14 protein-coding genes and 1 pseudogene are annotated in these 15,634 nt (G+C 62.7%); 8 read left to right on the forward strand and 7 right to left on the reverse strand.

Annotated elements, in window-relative coordinates:
- A pseudogene (locus BM408_RS21945) lies at positions 1-236 on the reverse strand (IS21 family transposase); the annotation flags it as partial.
- A gap of 93 nt (positions 237-329) precedes the next feature.
- On the opposite strand from BM408_RS21945, the gene BM408_RS21950 reads away from it, so the two are divergent.
- The 3 genes from BM408_RS21950 (at position 330) to BM408_RS21960 (ending at position 3,735) form a co-directional block, all read left to right on the forward strand.
- A complete protein-coding gene (locus tag BM408_RS21950; protein ID WP_092132767.1) occupies positions 330-881 on the forward strand; it encodes an arsenate reductase/protein-tyrosine-phosphatase family protein in 552 nt (183 codons plus the stop codon).
- Between the two features lie 226 nt (positions 882-1,107).
- The gene (locus BM408_RS21955) at positions 1,108-1,641 is read left to right on the forward strand and encodes a hypothetical protein (protein ID WP_175541877.1); all 534 of its coding nucleotides are present in this window, start codon (positions 1,108-1,110) and stop codon (positions 1,639-1,641) included.
- Positions 1,642-1,704: 63 nt separating this feature from the next.
- On the forward strand, positions 1,705-3,735 hold the full coding sequence (locus tag BM408_RS21960) for a hypothetical protein (protein WP_092132770.1): 2,031 nt from the start codon (positions 1,705-1,707) through the stop codon (positions 3,733-3,735).
- Positions 3,736-3,819: 84 nt separating this feature from the next.
- Here the strand turns inward: BM408_RS21960 and BM408_RS21965 are convergent, their stop codons facing one another.
- The 3 genes from BM408_RS21965 to BM408_RS21975 form a co-directional block, all read right to left on the reverse strand.
- Complete coding sequence (locus tag BM408_RS21965; protein ID WP_092132772.1) at positions 3,820-5,196, reverse strand: MmgE/PrpD family protein; 1,377 nt, start codon at positions 5,194-5,196, stop codon at positions 3,820-3,822.
- A gap of 120 nt (positions 5,197-5,316) precedes the next feature.
- Positions 5,317-6,288, reverse strand: a complete 972-nt coding sequence (locus tag BM408_RS21970) for a Bug family tripartite tricarboxylate transporter substrate binding protein (RefSeq protein ID WP_092132773.1) — start codon at positions 6,286-6,288, stop codon at positions 5,317-5,319.
- Positions 6,289-6,395: 107 nt separating this feature from the next.
- Positions 6,396-7,196, reverse strand: a complete 801-nt coding sequence (locus BM408_RS21975; protein ID WP_092132825.1) for a GntR family transcriptional regulator — start codon at positions 7,194-7,196, stop codon at positions 6,396-6,398.
- A 272-nt stretch (positions 7,197-7,468) separates the two neighbouring features.
- On the opposite strand from BM408_RS21975, the gene BM408_RS21980 reads away from it, so the two are divergent.
- Positions 7,469-8,662, forward strand: coding sequence for an MFS transporter (locus tag BM408_RS21980; RefSeq protein WP_092132827.1), 1,194 nt, complete (start codon positions 7,469-7,471; stop codon positions 8,660-8,662).
- A 141-nt stretch (positions 8,663-8,803) separates the two neighbouring features.
- A complete protein-coding gene (locus BM408_RS21985) occupies positions 8,804-9,820 on the forward strand; it encodes an OmpA family protein (RefSeq protein ID WP_092132775.1) in 1,017 nt (338 codons plus the stop codon).
- Positions 9,821-9,885: 65 nt separating this feature from the next.
- On the opposite strand, the gene BM408_RS21990 is transcribed toward BM408_RS21985, so the two are convergent.
- The 3 genes from BM408_RS21990 to ftsY form a co-directional block, all read right to left on the reverse strand.
- Complete coding sequence (locus BM408_RS21990) at positions 9,886-10,179, reverse strand: hypothetical protein (RefSeq protein ID WP_092132776.1); 294 nt, start codon at positions 10,177-10,179, stop codon at positions 9,886-9,888.
- A 116-nt stretch (positions 10,180-10,295) separates the two neighbouring features.
- Positions 10,296-10,772, reverse strand: coding sequence for an Mpo1 family 2-hydroxy fatty acid dioxygenase (locus BM408_RS21995; protein WP_092132778.1), 477 nt, complete (start codon positions 10,770-10,772; stop codon positions 10,296-10,298).
- A gap of 137 nt (positions 10,773-10,909) precedes the next feature.
- Positions 10,910-12,010 (reverse strand): signal recognition particle-docking protein FtsY, encoded by a 1,101-nt coding sequence (gene ftsY, locus BM408_RS22000; RefSeq protein ID WP_092132779.1) that lies wholly within the window; start codon positions 12,008-12,010, stop codon positions 10,910-10,912.
- 72 nt (positions 12,011-12,082) lie between these two features.
- On the opposite strand from ftsY, the gene BM408_RS22005 reads away from it, so the two are divergent.
- From BM408_RS22005 to rsmD, 3 genes are read left to right on the forward strand one after another with little or no spacing between them, the layout of a single operon-like run.
- Positions 12,083-13,594, forward strand: coding sequence for a M16 family metallopeptidase (locus tag BM408_RS22005; RefSeq protein ID WP_092132781.1), 1,512 nt, complete (start codon positions 12,083-12,085; stop codon positions 13,592-13,594).
- 24 nt (positions 13,595-13,618) lie between these two features.
- Complete coding sequence (locus BM408_RS22010; RefSeq protein WP_092132782.1) at positions 13,619-14,983, forward strand: M16 family metallopeptidase; 1,365 nt, start codon at positions 13,619-13,621, stop codon at positions 14,981-14,983.
- The gene (gene rsmD / locus BM408_RS22015; protein WP_092132784.1) at positions 14,980-15,630 is read left to right on the forward strand and encodes a 16S rRNA (guanine(966)-N(2))-methyltransferase RsmD; all 651 of its coding nucleotides are present in this window, start codon (positions 14,980-14,982) and stop codon (positions 15,628-15,630) included. Before BM408_RS22010 ends, rsmD begins: the two co-directional genes overlap by 4 nt.
- Positions 15,631-15,634: the final 4 nt, after the last annotated feature.

Raw genomic sequence — 15,634 nt, forward strand, 5'->3', positions numbered from 1 at the left:
CGCTGTTTCCGCGATTTTGTTGCCTCAATTCCCAGCCATGTGGCCAGCTTCTCGGCATAGGGATCGAGCTTGCTTGAGCTGACCCGCCTTGGATACTTGGGCTCGCTCTCTTCTGATCGCAGGTGCTTCTTCACTGTGTTGCGAGCCAGGCCTGTACGCCTTGAGATCTCGCGGATGGACATCTGATCTCGCAATGCCCAACGTCTGATGACATTCAATGTCGCCACGTCTATCACTCCTAATTTCCCTCCGCTTTTAAAACAAGCAGAGTAGTGCCTACGTGGGTCAGATTTGGATGGAAATTACTGCGCTAACTGGATCAGATTTCGATGAAATTCAACATGTATGGCCCAAAAATGCTAAATCAATCTGAACAAGCTCTCACGACACCCAATTACGAGGCTTCCGTTTCCCCGGTTAGCCGCTACAGGGGGCACATCCTCGTCGTTGGCTATGGGAATGTTTGCCGCAGTCCCATGGCTGAGCAGGTCATCGCCCGGAGAATGCCTGAGCTGACCGTGGTCTCTGCAGGCTTGAACACGGTGAATGGCCAGATGGCCGATCTCAATTCACGGCAGATCGCGAAGGCTAACAGCTTGAACCTGGAACACCACCGGTCAAAACGGGTCAGTTACTCCCTCTGCAAGAGTGCGCAACTTGTTCTTGCCATGGAAACCGATCTGGCAACGACGCTGAAGTGGCTCTTTCCGATGGCGCACACCAGGATCTTCCGGATTGGCGAATTCCGGGATATCGACGTCGTTGATCCTTACTGCCAGACACGCGATATGTTCGAGCTGGCGTTTCGCCAGATTGAACTGTGTGTCGATGGGTGGATTCCGCACCTTGAAGCCCTGCGCGGCCGCAGCCGTGAGCGGTAAGGCTTCAACCGGCGCGGGCATGGCTTTGTTCCACCAAAAGCACTGCTTCCCGCTTGATCGTTAGTTGATCGTTAGTTGAGCGTTAGAGCGTGTTCCCACCCTCCGCCCGCATTTGCCGCGGGGTGTTGACTCGCCCAATACCGTGTGAGTCTCAAAAAAACTGGCCGCAGCCGCAATCTTGTGCGCGTTCGGCTTCGAGTTTCGAAAATCCGGCCGCCCATGCTCCATGGCGGGCGATAAAACCAGAAAAGGAAAAGGTGTGAAGTTCAGTACGTTCAAGGCGCTCGTTGATTCAAACCGGGTGCAGACGCCGCAGTATGCGCAAGATGAATTGTTGAATCTGATTTCGGCGTGTTTTACCGCTCAACAGAGCGACCTGGCGCGATTGATAGTGCGTGACTTCATCGTGGATGTGGGCTTGCGGCATCTTTGCGATCAGGCGCCAGCGGAGCCTTATCTTGGCGTGGCCGAAGTGCTTCAGGTTGCCCTCAATGAGCGCGGTCGCTCTCAGCAGGAAAACAGTGACTGGGCGCGTGCGATCCAGCTTGCGGCCTTGCACGCCTCCTTGTATCCGTCGCCTGTTCCAGTCAGGGAGAAGCTGGAGAGGGACACCCGTGTGAATCTGCTCGCAAAGTTCATCCGGGGCTTGAGAAGCCGGGGCTATACCGTCACGTTGCCGGATACCGATGGATTGAATGCGGACAACGAAATTGCCCGTATTGCCGCGGATATCGAAAAGTTGTGGAGTAATGCCCTGTGAGTTTCAGAAAAACCCGGCCACCCATGTGCCCTGGGGGGCGGTAAAACCAAAAAAGGAGAAGGTGTGGATTTCAGTACATTCAAAGCGCTCGTTGATTTAAACCAGGGGCAGGTGCAGGGGCAGGGGCAGATTCCGCAGCACACATCAGACGAATTATTGAGCCTGATTCTGGCGTGCTTTACCGCCCGGCAAAGCGATCAGGCGCGATTGATGGTGCGTGACTTCATCGTTGACGTGGGCTTGCGGCATCTGTGCGATCAGGCGCCGGCGGAGCCTTATCTCGGCGTGGCTGAAGCGCTTCAGGCTGCGCTCAGGGAGCGCGGATGCTCCCAGCAGGAAGACAGTGACTGGGAGCGTGCGATCCAGCTCGCATCGCTGTACGCCTTGTTGTATCCGTCGCCTGTTCCGGTCAGCCAGAAGCTGGAAATGAACACGCGTGTGAATGTGCTCGCGACGTCCGTCCTGGGCTTGAGAGGCCGTGGCTATACCGTCACGTTGCCGGATACCGGTGGGGTGGATGCGGACAGCGAAATCGCCCGTATCGCCGCAGATATCGACAAGCTTTCTGCTTCGCTGGGAAGCGCACTGGCGGACAGCGCAGTCGGAGCAATGGTTCGAAGCTATAGCGAGGTGGCGGGCCGCTTTGCAATCGGGCGTCCGGGGCAAACCGTTCAGTTGGGTGCAAAGCCTGATGTCACTCTTGCCTACCTCTATCAACTGGGGTTGCGGTATTTTGACAAGGAGCCGTCGGCTCTCAACCCGCAAATGGCGCTTCGCCAGCTCCAGGATTTACTGACCTGGGCGTCGGCCTTGCATGACCTGACGCTTGGGACATTGGAGTTGATCCATGCGCGGCCGAACGACATCATCGGCATCATTCAGAAGTCGGTGATGTATGACGCCGTGTTCCTGGTCACCCAGGTGAAGCCCGCACATGCGCGGGAATACCTTTTGTGGTTGATGAGCCAGGATGAGCTGGCCAGGCTCAAAGACGCACAAGGCCGCACAGCGGCGCAAGTGCTGGCTGTTGCATTGATGTTGCTGAGCCAATGCGAACGGGTAGCTCCGGATGCATTTACGCCGATAGACGTGCTGGAGGCGGCATATGCCTGCGGGCTTGATCGCGACGAAGCGGCCAGGCTGCTTCAGGACATCTTTATGCATGCCAAAGGTGCAAACCAGGAGCTCAGCTATCCGCCCAAGGACACCCATGTGGACGCCGCGTTTCGGCCCTTACTCGGAGCCGGTGGCCGGCTTTGGATGCAGCCACCTCCCATGGCTGCCAGGGCTATCGTGAATGCCGCGCTGAAATGGTGTGAGGGTAAAAACAAGAACTTTGATGACAAAGTGCTGGGCCCGCTCTTCGAATCATTCGTGCGTGAGAAGCTGAAAGAGCATGGCGTTAACGTGATTCATGGTGACTACAACGAGGCCGGCTCGCAGAGCAGCGAATGCGACGCCCTGGTGGAAACAAACGATGCCATCATGATTCTGGAGCTGAAGACCAAAATGCTGACAAGGCGCGGGCGCGGCGCAGATGGGGTGGTCACTCTCGCGGATCTTTCGCAAGCTATCGTCCGGCCTCAGGCACAGGCGATGGAGCGGCACGCCGTGCTCCAGGAGCGTGGGAGCATGACCCTGAGGTCGAAAGACGGCAAGTCAGTCACAAAAGTCCAGTTGGGGCCGCGCGAAGTCCTGAGGGTTTCTATCACCCGGGGAGATTTGGGAAGCCTTCACGACCGGGCGTTCCTGCAACATTTCTTGCGGGCCGGGTGTGTTTCAACCTTCCAGGCAACGGATCCCAAGCGGCAGGCCGACCTGGACGATTTTCACAAGTACTTCAAGAAATTTGACGCAGCCGCGCTGCGCGCCGGCGAGCGTGATTTAAGCAAGGTCTTCCCTTTCGAGCGCTCGTGGAGTCTCTCGGTGTTTCAGCTGCTACTGCTTCTCGAGCGCACTACCGACAGCGAGAGCTTCTCCCGCGAGCTGCAGCGCAATCGCCGTGTCTTTACACCTATGCGTGACTTCTACACGGAATACGAATTCGCCCTTCAGCTCAGCCAATACCGGGCGAATGCGGCGCCGGCGCCGTGACGGACCCATCGCGCTTCCGTTTCCGCCCACGGCCACCCTAACCGGGCCGGCATGGCGCCGGCCCACTCATGTACGAACAGGTGCTCAGCCCTTGGGCGCCGCCAGCCCGATGATGGCCGACACATTGGGCGCCTTGCCCACGGCCCAGCAGGCGCTGATGAGCTGACTGGTCTGCGCTGCGCCCAGGATGGGGTCCGACAGGCCGTGGAACTTGCCTTCCAGCAGGGCGTCGGTCATGGGGTTTTGCAGGGAGCCGATGGCGTGTTCGACAAACACGTGCACGCGGCGGCCGTCTTTTAAGACCGCCGTTACGTCCACGCTGGCTTCGTCGATGGAGTCGTCGACAGTGGCGACCACCTTGCGGCGCAGCGCCACCATGTCGGGGCGGTTGACGACTTCGTCGGAGAACTCGTCTTCAGCGGCATAACCGAAGGTCAGGCCCGCGGCGCAGCCGTGGTACACGCTGAACTTGGCCTGCAGGCCGTCGGCGGGCTCTTTCTTGCCGGTCAGCTCCAGCACCAGCGAATGCACCTTGAGCTCGATGCGTTCGACCTGGTCGGGCGTGACGCCCTGGCCGCGCAGCTGCGCGCAGGCGTCGATGCTGGGGTGGATCACGATGCCGCAGGCAAAAGGCTTGTAGCTGTTGAAAGAGATTTCAAAACGCTGGCCCAGCTCGCCGGTGATTTCGTTCCAGTCGTTTTTGGTCGAGACGGTCTGCATCATGCCGCGCGGCGCTTCAAGCGCCTTGGGGCTGGCGGTAAAGCCTTTGCTGGCCAGCAGCGCCGACATCAAACCCGCGCGCGCCGCGCCGCCGGGGTGAAAGGGCTTGGTCATGGTGCCGAACTGCTCACGCATGCCGACAGGCTGCGAGGCGGCAATGCCCAGCGCCATGGCGGTTTTTTCAATGTCGAGTTTTAGCAGGCGCGCGCACGCGGCTGCCGCACCCAGCGTGCCGGTGGAGCCGGTGATGTGCCAGCCGCGGTCGTAGTGCTCGGGGTACATCGCGTTGCCGACGCGGCAGGACACGTCGATGCCGATCACCAGTGCGTCAATCACATCGCGCCCGCTGGCGCCGGTGTGCTCGGCCAGAGCCAGCACGGCCGAGGCAACAGGGCCGGCCGGGTGGATGATGGTTTTGAGGTGGGTGTCGTCAAAGTCAAAGGTGTGCGAGGTGATGCCGTTGACCAGGGCCGCGCTGGCCATGTCGACCTTGTCGCTGCGGCCCAGCACGCTGGCCTGCGCCGCCGGTTGCAGCATGTTGACCGCCGCCAGCGCCGCGTCTGCCGCTTCGTGTTTGGCCGCGCCCACGGCGCAGCCCAGCCAGTTCATGAAGGTGCGGTGCGCCTCGTGGTCGACCGCATCGCTCCAGCCGCGTGAGGGATGGGTGGCGACGAACTTCGCGAGGATTTGTGTGACGGGAGGGGCGTTGTGGTCGGCGGCGACCTGGGTATTGCGGGCCATAGATTTCTTCTTTTAGCAGGAGGTCCTGCAAAGGGGTAAGGGATGGTGAAGCGGGGAGGGCGCTGGCCCGCGCCGCAAAGGGCGGCGCAGGCGCGCGGGCGTACCGGCGAAAAAGGGGCGTTAGCTCTCGAGCTGGATATTCCTTTCCTTGGCAAGCTTGGTCCAGCGGGCGATGTCGATCTGCATGAAGGAGCCGAAGAACTCGGGGCTCATCTGCACCAGCTCGATGGCTTCGCTGGAGAGTTTGGTTTTCATGTCGGGCTGCGCCAGCACCTGGGTGAGCGAGTCGCTCAGCGTCTTCACGACGGCCGGCGGCATCTTGGCGGGGCCGACCACGCCGTACCACTGGATGGCGTCAAAGCCTTTGAAGCCGGCCTCTTCCATCGTGGGCACGTCTTTGAGCAGCGGGTGGCGTTTGCGGCCCGTCACGGCCAGCGCGCGCATGCGGTCGCCCTTGAGGTGCGGCAGCGCGGCGGCCAGGCCCGGGAACATGGCCTGGGTTTGTCCGCCGATGAGGTCGTTGATGGCCGGCGCGATGCCGCGGTAGGGAATGTGCACCATGAAGGTGTCGGTGGCCTGCTTGAAGAGCTCGGCCGTCAGGTGGGTGAGCGAGCCGGGGCCGGCTGAGCCGTAGCTCACCCTGCCGGGGTTCTTCTTCAGGTAGTCGATGAATTCCTTGACGGTTTTCGCCGGCACGGCGGAGTTGACGACCAGCACATTGGGCGTTGCGCCAATCATGCCGATGGGCGTGAAGTCCTTGATCGGGTCATAAGGCAGTTTGCGCGTGGCCGGGCTGGTGCCGTGCGTGGCGACGTAGCCCTGCATCAGCGTGTAGCCGTCGGGCGCCGAGCGCGCCGTGGTCTGGCAGGCGATCACGCCGCCGCCGCCGCCCTGGTTGTCGACGACAAAACTCTGGTTGAGGATCTTGCCCCAGCGCTCGGTGACGGTGCGCCCGACCAGGTCGCTGCCGCCGCCGGCCGCGACCGGCACGATGTAGCGGATGGGCTTGTTCGGAAAAGCCGTCTGGGCCAGGGCCAGGCCGGGGGCGTAAATCAGGGCGGGTGCTGCTTGCAGCAGGGTGCGGCGTTTCATGGGTCTTGTCTCCAGGTTGATGCGTGTGAATCAGGAAGGCCGCTTTGCCGGCTTGGGCCGGTCTTCGGGGCGATTTCTGTTCGCGGTGTTGATGAATGGTTAAAAGGTCAGGGTGTTACGGGTTCAGATTCAGAGGTGGCAGAAGTGGCTGTTGTGGTCGTTGTAGGGGTGGCACCTGTGGAGCCTGCGGCGGCCAAGACACCGGCCAATGCGCCGGCTTGTTGCAGCCGCTGGTAGGCGTCGCTCACGTGATGAGACAGCAAGGCCTCGCAGCGCGCGGCATCGGCGTCGCGCAGCGCCTTGGCGATCTCCACGTGCTCGGCAATCGACACCTTCATGCCGATGTCCTTGGAAAGATTTTTCAGGCGCGACAGGTGCAGCTTTTGCACGATGCCGCGGTAAGTCTCAGACAGCTGCCGGTTGCCGGCGGCTTCGACGATGGCCCAGTGAAAGCGCAGGTTCTCCGAGTAGTACTGCTGCACCTCGTGCTGCGAGGCCGCGGCCTGCATGACCTGGTTGGAGGCGTCCAGCAGCGTGGCCAGCGCATTGCGCTCTGCGGCCGGCAGGCGGGCTGCGCAGGCGCCGGCAAAACCGTCGAGCAGGCCGCGCATTTGATAGAGGTCGCGTATTTCGGCGGCGTCGAGCTGGCGCACAAACACGCCCGAATGCTTGCGCGAAATCACCAGGCCCGAGCTCTCCAGCTCACGCAAAGCCTCACGCACTGGCACGCGCGAAACCTGCAGGCGGCTGGCTACGTCCGGCTCGTTGATGCGCTGGCCCGGCACCAGCACGCCCTTGAGGATCATGGCCAGCATGTCGTCGCGAACCAGCTTGGACAGCGGGATGTCGCGCACGGTGTCAAAGTGCCCGGCGGGGGATTCGGTCAGCCAGGGGAGGGTAGCGGTCATGAACGGCATCCGTTATTTCGTATACGAAAACGGGATTTTGCCAGTAAATCGAGCGTGCAAGCCTGTTTGGCCGCATTTGGCGGGCGGCTTTTTGCCAAATCCGGGAAATCGCGCCGAGCATTATTGCAATAGAGAAATAAAGAAGTGCGATATCAGTACTTTATTGAATGAGGCGTAACTTCTAAAGTTGGCGCTCATTTCATTCATATATGTGTTGGCCCGGCTTCACCGGCCGCTCACCCCCACTGTTCAACCTGACTGCCCGCACTTCCATGCCGTTTGCCCTGTTACCTATCCTGTTGCTCTCCGCCGCCGGTTTTACCGTGCTCACCACCGAGTTTTTGATCGTCGGCCTGCTGCCGGCCATGGCGCTGGACCTGCGCGTGACGATTCCGCAGGCCGGCCTGCTGGTCACGCTGTTTGCCTTTACCGTGGCTGCGGCCGGCCCGCCGCTGACGGCATGGCTGTCGGGCGTGGAGCGCAAGCGGCTGTTTGTGGGCGTGCTGGTGGTCATCGGCTTTGCCAATGCGCTGGCGGCAGTGGCGCCCAATATCGGCGTGATGGCGGTCGCGCGCTTTATCCCGGCGCTGATCCTGCCGGTCTTCTGGGCACTGGCCAGCGACACCGCCGTGCAGCTGACCGGCCCGGCGCGCGCCGGCAAGGCGATTTCGATGATCGCCTTCGGCATCGTGGCGGCCACTGTGCTGGGCATTCCCATCGGCACGCTGATCTCTGACGCCTTCGGCTGGCGCAATGCTTTTGCCGCGCTGTCGCTGGTGGCGTTTGCCAAGGCCATGCTGTTGCTATTTTTTCTGCCGCGCATCGCGCAGCCCGATCACAAGTCCTCGATGGCCAGCCAGATCCGCATCCTGCGCGACCCGGTGGTCGTGGGCCATGTGCTGCTGTCGGTGCTGGTGTTCACCGGCATGTTCACGGCCTATACCTATCTGGCCGACATCCTGGGCCGGCTGGCGGGTATTTCCAGCGCGCATGTCGGCTGGTGGCTGATGGGTTTTGGCGCGGTGGGCCTGCTGGGCAATTCGCTGGGCGGGCGGGTGGTGGACCGCAGCCCGCTGGGGGCGACGCTGTTCTTCAGTGTTGTTGTGGCGCTGGCCATGGCGGCCATTCTGCCGGCCCTGGCTTCGCAGTGGGGGCTGGCTGCGGCGCTGGGCGCCTGGGGCATCGCGCAGGCGGCGCTGCTCATCATCTGCCATGTGCGTGTGATGAAGGCGGCGCCTGAAGCGCAGGCCTTTGCGGCCTCGCTCAATATTTCAGGCGCCAATGTGGGCATAGGCCTGGGCGCGCTGGTGGGCGGGCGTGTGATTGACGGCTACGGCCTGGCGCCTGTGGGTGGTGTGGCGGCCGGCGTGATGGTGCTGGCGACGCTGGCCGGGCTGCTGTTGCTCGCGGCCATGGCGGTGGCCCGGTCACGCAGCGCGGCAGCCGTAGCGTGTATCCGTTCGTAAGTGTGCGTGGGATTGGGGCGACAAAGCGCCTGAAATTCAGTGAACAAGTTGGCGTTTTTGGGGACGTTGCCGCCTGTTACAACGGCGCCCCAAGGGCAGGCCGTATTCTCCCGAAAGTTTTTAACCAGAGGAGAAAAGCGCATGTGGATTCGTAGCTTGTTCATGGGGGCCCTGATGGTGGGCGCAACCGCCGCAACGACAGGAGCGGCCGCGCAGGATGCCAAGGGCGGCAAAGACAGTTCGCTCATTTCACGCTATGAAGGCTCGCGGCTGATTGCCTGGCGCAACACGCCGTTTGCCGAGATCAAGCCCCTGAAGCTGTTGACGGAAGACATCGCCAAAGAGAAAAAACTGAACCCCGCGCTCACCGTGGAAGGTGAAGTGCAGGAGCTGTTTTACCTGTCACCCAAAGGCCGCAATGCACTGGAAGTGCAGCGCAACTACGAAGCCGCCCTCAAGCAGGCCGGCGCCGTGCTGGTCTATACCTGTGTGGACGGCGCCTGGGGCTGCCACCGCAGCGGCGGGCCTGCCGGCGACATCTTGCTGAACGGCCCCATCCCTGATTCACAGCGCATCAGCAGCGGCGTGTATGAGGCTTTTGGCGCGCTGTCTACCAACCTGCGCTTCGCGTTGTTCAAGCTGACCCGCGGTGGCGCCGACAGCTACATCACGGTTTATTCGGTGGATGCGCCCACGGACTCCAAACCCTTCGCGGGCTCCGCCGCGACGTATCTGCAGATCGTGCAGCCCAAGGTGGTGGAGACCGGCAAGGTCAGCGTGCTCAACGCCAAACAGATCAGCAGCGGCCTGAGCGCCGAGGGCAAGATTTCGCTTTACGGCATTTACTTCGACACCGGCAAGGCCGATATCAAGCCTGAATCAAAACCACAACTGGTGGAGATGGCGAAACTGATGAAGGACAACGCGGCGCTGAAGGTGTTCATCGTCGGCCACACCGACAATCAGGGCGTCTTTGATGCGAACCAGACACTGTCACAGCGCCGCGCGGAAGCCATCGTGGGCGCGCTGGTCAAGGAGTACAAGCTGGATGCCAAACGGCTGTCGGCGCGCGGCGCAGCGAACATTGCGCCTGTGGCCAGCAACGCCAGCGAAGCCGGGCGCGCGAAGAACCGCCGCGTGGAGCTGGTGGAGCAGTAAAGAAAAAGAGGAGAGAGGAGCGGCGAGGGCGGAATGCCTCGCCGCTTCAGCGCAAAAGGTCGTGTTTACGGCAGACGCTTGTCGTCACGTACTTCGCGCACTTCAACGTCCACCACGTCGCCTGCACGCTGGTTAGCGGCGTTGCCCTGTGCGGGCCCGCCGGGCCACATGCCCTGGGGTGAATAGCGCTGGAAACGGCCAAACACCATGGCGGGCGCCGGCTTGCGGCCGGTGATCAAAGACTTCAGCACGCTCAGCACCACAACGATCAGCGCCGCGGCCAGCAGGCTGAGGGCAAACACGGCGGCAAAGATGCCCAGCACGAGTTTGAGGAAGAAACGCAGAATTTTGCTGATCAAGCGAGGCACCTTTGAAAAGGTTTAAACCTCTCAGATGGAGGCAAAGAGCGGGTTTTCAAGCGGCCTGATAGCTGGATGAATCACCAGCCAAATCACCAGCAAAATCACCAGCAAAATCACCAGCGGATGTGCAGCTTTTCAAACAGCTTGCTTAATACAAACAGCGGCCCGACCCAGAGGTACTGGATGTCTTCAAAAAACGATGGCTTCTTGCCTTCGATCTTGTGGCCGATGAACTGCAATATCCAGGCGCCTACAAAAATCGCGATGCACACTGGCAAGACCAGCGGGCCCATGGCAAACACCACAACCATAAAGGCCGCCGACAGCACCGCCATGGTGATCAGAAACACCACCGACAGCCGGGCGTAGTACACCATGCTGGCGGCGATAAAGGCATAGGCCACATAGGGATGTAGCGCGAACATCATGCCGACCAGGCTCAGCATGATGAGCGGAATGGCGATGAAATGGATCAGTTCGTTACGCGGGTTCTGGTGGCTTTCACCGTAGTGGGCCAGCAGGATATCTACCCGGCGTTCGCCGCCCACCGGGCCGGAGGGGGGAGTGGAGGAATCGGTGGCTGTAGTCATGGGGTGTCTCCTGTGGGCCGGCTCCAGGGGGCCGGCGGGTTCACCAAAGACTTTAATACAGCGCCCGGTTTGTGCAAGGCCCTGCTTTAGGGTGTTTCCCCTTGTTTACTGTCGCCTGGGCAACAGGAAGCAGGGCGTCAGGCCAGCAGCGCCTGGGCAAACTCGCGCGCGCTGAAGGTTTCCAGGTCTTCAAGCTTTTCACCCACGCCGATGAAGTACACCGGCACGGGCCGCAAGCCGGGCGACGCCAGCGAGCGCTCACGTGCCCAGAGCGCGATGGCGGCCAGCACGCCGCCCTTGGCGGTGCCGTCCAGCTTGGTGACGATCAGGCCGGTGAGCTGCAGCGCTTCGTCAAAGGCCTTGACCTGGGTGAGTGCGTTCTGGCCGGTGTTGCCGTCAATCACCAGAAGTATTTCATGGGGGGCTGTTGAGTCTGCCTTTTGCACCACGCGCTTGATCTTGCGCAGCTCTTCCATCAGGTGCAGCTGTGTGGGCAGGCGGCCGGCGGTGTCGACCAGCACTACGTCTTTGCCGCGCGCCTTGCCGGCGCTGACCGCGTCAAAGCTCACGGCGGCTGGGTCGCCGCCTTCCTGGCTGACGATCTCGACGGTGTTGCGGTCGGCCCAGACGCTGAGCTGCTCGCGCGCCGCGGCGCGAAAGGTGTCGGCGGCGGCCAGCAGCACCGAGGCGCCTTCGCTGGCGAGGTGGCGTGTGAGCTTGCCGATGGATGTGGTCTTGCCGGCGCCGTTGACGCCGGTCACCATGATCACGGTGGGCTGGTACTGGCCTATCACCAGGGCTTGCTCCAGCGGCTTGAGCAGGTGGGCGATCGAATCGACCAGGGCGTTTTTGACGGCGACAGGGTGCGTCATGCCGCCTTCCTTGACGCGGCGTTTCACGTCGGCCAGCAGGTGTTCGGTGGCTTTGGTGCCGGCGTCGGCCATCAGCAGCGCGGTTTCCAGGTCTTCATAGAGCGCATCGTCGATGCGGCTGCCGGTGAACACGGTCGAGATGCTGGAGCCGGTCTTGCGCAGGCCGTCCTGCAGCTTGCTGAGCCAGCGTTCGCGCTCAGGCGGCGCGGCCCCGGGAACCGGGATGGCAATGGGGGTGACCAGCGCGCTGCCGATTAATCCGCCACCGGTGGGCGCCGCCTTCGCAGCCGTATCAGATGCCGTAGAGGGCTCCGAAGCAGGCGATGGGGCAGGGGGTGGGGATTTTTTCTTGAAAAAACTGAACATTGGGTATGCTTTGGAGTCCTAGTGGGCTGTTGCACAGTTGCAAAGCAAGGTGCGGCGCCACACAGCTATTCTATGAAACACCCCAGGCAAGCCCTTTTGACCTCCCCAGTACCCCTTTCCCTGTCTTTTTTACGGCTTTCCCGCGCCCCGGCCGCCTTGCTGGCCTTGTGCCTGGGTGCAGCCGCCTTTGCGCAGGCGCCCGCACTCCAGCCGGAAGTCGAGCAGTTCACCCTCGCCAATGGCCTGACGGTCATCGTCAAGCCCGACCACCGCGCGCCCACGGCGGTGCACATGCTGTGGGTACGCGTCGGCTCCATGGACGAGGTCGACGGCACCTCGGGTGTGGCCCATGCGCTGGAGCACATGATGTTCAAGGGCACGCCCACGGTCAAACCCGGTGACTTTTCCAAGCGCGTGGCCGCGCTGGGCGGGCGCGACAACGCCTTCACGGCCCGCGACAACACCGGCTACCACCAGCAGATCCCGGCTGGCAAGCTCGAGGACGTGATGCGGCTGGAGGCTGACCGTTTCGCCCACATGCAGTGGCCCGACGAGGAATTCACGCGCGAGATCGAAGTCGTCAAGGAAGAGCGCCGGCTGCGCACCGAAGACTCGCCGCGCGCCATGCTGTTTGAGCAGGCCACGGCGATCACCTTCCTGGCCGCGCCTTATCGCCGCCCCATCGTCGGCTGGATGAGTGACCTGGACGCGATGACACCCAATGACCTGCGCGAGTTCTACAAGCGCTGGTATGTGCCGGCAAACGCAGCGGTCGTGGTGGCCGGCGATGTGACGGTTGCGCAGGTCAAAAAGCTGGCCGAAAAATACTATGGCGGCATCCCTGCCCGACCGGTGCCTGTGCGCAAGCCGCGCACCGAGCCCGAGCAGGACGGCATGCGCCGCCTGGACTACAAGGCCCCGGCCAGCCAGGCTTATGTGAGCATGTCCTTCAAGGTGCCCAAGCTGGAGCCGGCGGATCTTATGCAGCCAGCTTCGCCGGCCGCCGGCGCACAGCCCTCGCCAACTGCGGCGGCCAGCCGCGATGCATTGGCGCTGACAGTGCTGTCCGCCGTGCTGGACGGCTACGGCGGAGCCCGCCTGGACCGCGCACTGGTGCAGGGCCAGGGGCAAGGCAACGAGCGCGTGGCCGACAGCGCCGGCGCCTCCAGCGGCCTGATCGGCCGCGGCCCGCAGCTCTTTGTGCTCGACGGCGTGCCCGCCGAAGGCAAGACCACGCAGCAGGTGACCGAAGCGCTGCGCCGGCAGGTGGCCTTGGTGGCGCGCGAGGGCGTGAGCGAAGCCGAACTCAACCGCGTCAAAACCCAGTGGGTGGCTAGCGAAACCTACAAGCTCGACTCGGTGGCCAGCCAGGCGCGTGAGCTGGGCTCGAACTGGATACAGGGCCTGCCGCTGGACGGCAGCGCGCGCCTGATCGCCCAGCTGCGCACTGTGACTGCCGCCGAAGTGCAGGCGGTGGCTGCCAAATATTTTGGTGACGACCAGATGACCATGGCCACCTTGCTGCCGCAAGCCGTGGACCCGAACCGCAAACCCCGCAAACCGGCCGTCACCATCCGGCATTGAACGGCCCCGATACCAGAACCTCTCATGACGATTGCTATTAAAAAAAGAGCTGCTTACGCTCTATCTACATGGCTTGCAGCCACTTTTTGCCTGACTTTTCAGGTGGGAGCACTGGCCGCCATCCCGATCCAGCAATGGACGCAGCCGAACGGCGCGCAGGTCTACCTGGTCGAAAGCCCGGCCATTGCAATGGTCGATGTGCAGATCGAGTTTGACGCCGGCGCCCGGCGCGACCCGGCGGCCCAGGCGGGGCTGGCCAGCGTGATGACGGGCATGCTGGAAAAGGGCTTGCTGGCCAAAGACGGCGCACCGGCGATGGATGAGAACGCGTTGAGCGAAGCCTGGGCCGATCTGGGCGCGCAGTTCGGCGCCGGCGCCTCGGCAGACCGCATGTTTTTTTCACTGCGATCGCTCACGGAGCCCGACCTGCTGGACAAGGCCGTGGCACTGGCCGCGCGTGAACTGGCCGAGCCGGCTTTCCCCGACGCCGTCTGGCAACGTGAACGCCAGCGGCTGCAAGCTTCCATCAAAGAGTCCTACACGCGCCCCGGCAGCATCGTCGCCCGGGCCTATGCGCCGGCGGTTTACGGCACGCACCCCTATGGCCAGCAGATCACCGAAGAGACGCTGTCCCGCATCAGCGTGGACGACATGCGCAAGCTTCACGCCGCCAGCCTGGTAGCCTGCCGCGCGCACATCAGCATGGTGGGCGCGGTGACGCGCGCGCAAGCCGACGCGATTGCCACGCGCTTGCTGGCACGGCTGCCGCAAACTTCCTGCGCCAGCTTGCCGGCTATGGCTGAGGTGCCCGAAGTCGCGCCGCTGGCCCAGGCGGATGAAAAACGCATTCCCTTTGATTCGGCGCAAGCGCATGTGCTGATCGGCCAGCCCGGCTACAAGCGCGCCGACCCGGATTACTTTGCGCTGACGGTGGGCAACTACATCCTGGGCGGCGGCGGTTTTGTTTCACGCCTGACGAAGGAAGTGCGTGAGAAGCGGGGGCTGACTTACGGGGTGTACAGCTATTTTTCGCCGGGGCTGCATGCCGGCGCCTTCACCGTAGGCCTGCAGACGCGGCCCGACCAGGCGCCCCAGGCTGTGGCGCTGGTGCGCGACGTGCTGAAAGACTTTGTGGCCAACGGGCCGACCGAGGCCGAGCTGAAGGACGCCAAAGACAATCTCATAGGCGGCTTCGCGCTGCGCATCGACAGCAACCGCAAGCTGCTCGACAACATTTCCGGCATCGCCTGGAACCGCCTGCCGCTGAACTACCTGGACACCTGGACGCAAGAGGTCGACAAGGTCACGGTGGCCGACATCAAGGCCGCGTTCACACGCAAGCTGCAACCCGAAAAAATGGTCACCGTCATCCTGGGCGCTGCGCCATGAAATACACACCTGCATCTGCCCCTGCTAAAACCGTCGCTGCCAAACCCAAAGGCGGCAAGGTGGTAGCCCGCAAAACCGTTCCGCCGGGCGAGATCCGCATCATCGGCGGGCTCTACAAACGCACCAAGCTGCCCGTGCCCAGCAAGCCCGGCCTGCGCCCCACCCCCGACCGCGTGCGCGAGACGCTCTTTAACTGGCTGGGCCAGGACCTGACGGGCTGGCGCTGCATCGATGTGTTTGCCGGCACCGGCGCGCTGGGTTTTGAGGCCGCCTCGCGCGGCGCCACGGATGTACTGCTGTGCGAGCAGGACCCGGCCCTGGCACTGCAGCTCAAGGCGGTGCAGGCCAAGCTCAAGGCCGATATGTGCCGCATTGAGCGTGGCGACGGGTTGAGCGCCCTGAAGCGCGTCTCGCCGGGCAGCCTGCAACTGGTGCTGCTGGATCCGCCGTTTGAATCGGCCTTGTTCGAATCCGCCCTGAAAGCCGCCGCCCAGGCCATAGGCCCGACCGGCGTGGTCTACCTGGAGGCGCCCAAGCCCTGGAACGACGAGGAACTGGCGCCGCTGGGCCTGCAGGTGCACCGCAGCGGCAAGGCTGGGGCGGTGCATTTTCATTTGCTGGCCAGGCCGGGCGCGCTGGAGGGTTAAAACG

The sequence above is a fragment of the Polaromonas sp. YR568 genome, from assembly GCF_900116715.1.
Taxonomy (GTDB): domain Bacteria; phylum Pseudomonadota; class Gammaproteobacteria; order Burkholderiales; family Burkholderiaceae_C; genus Polaromonas.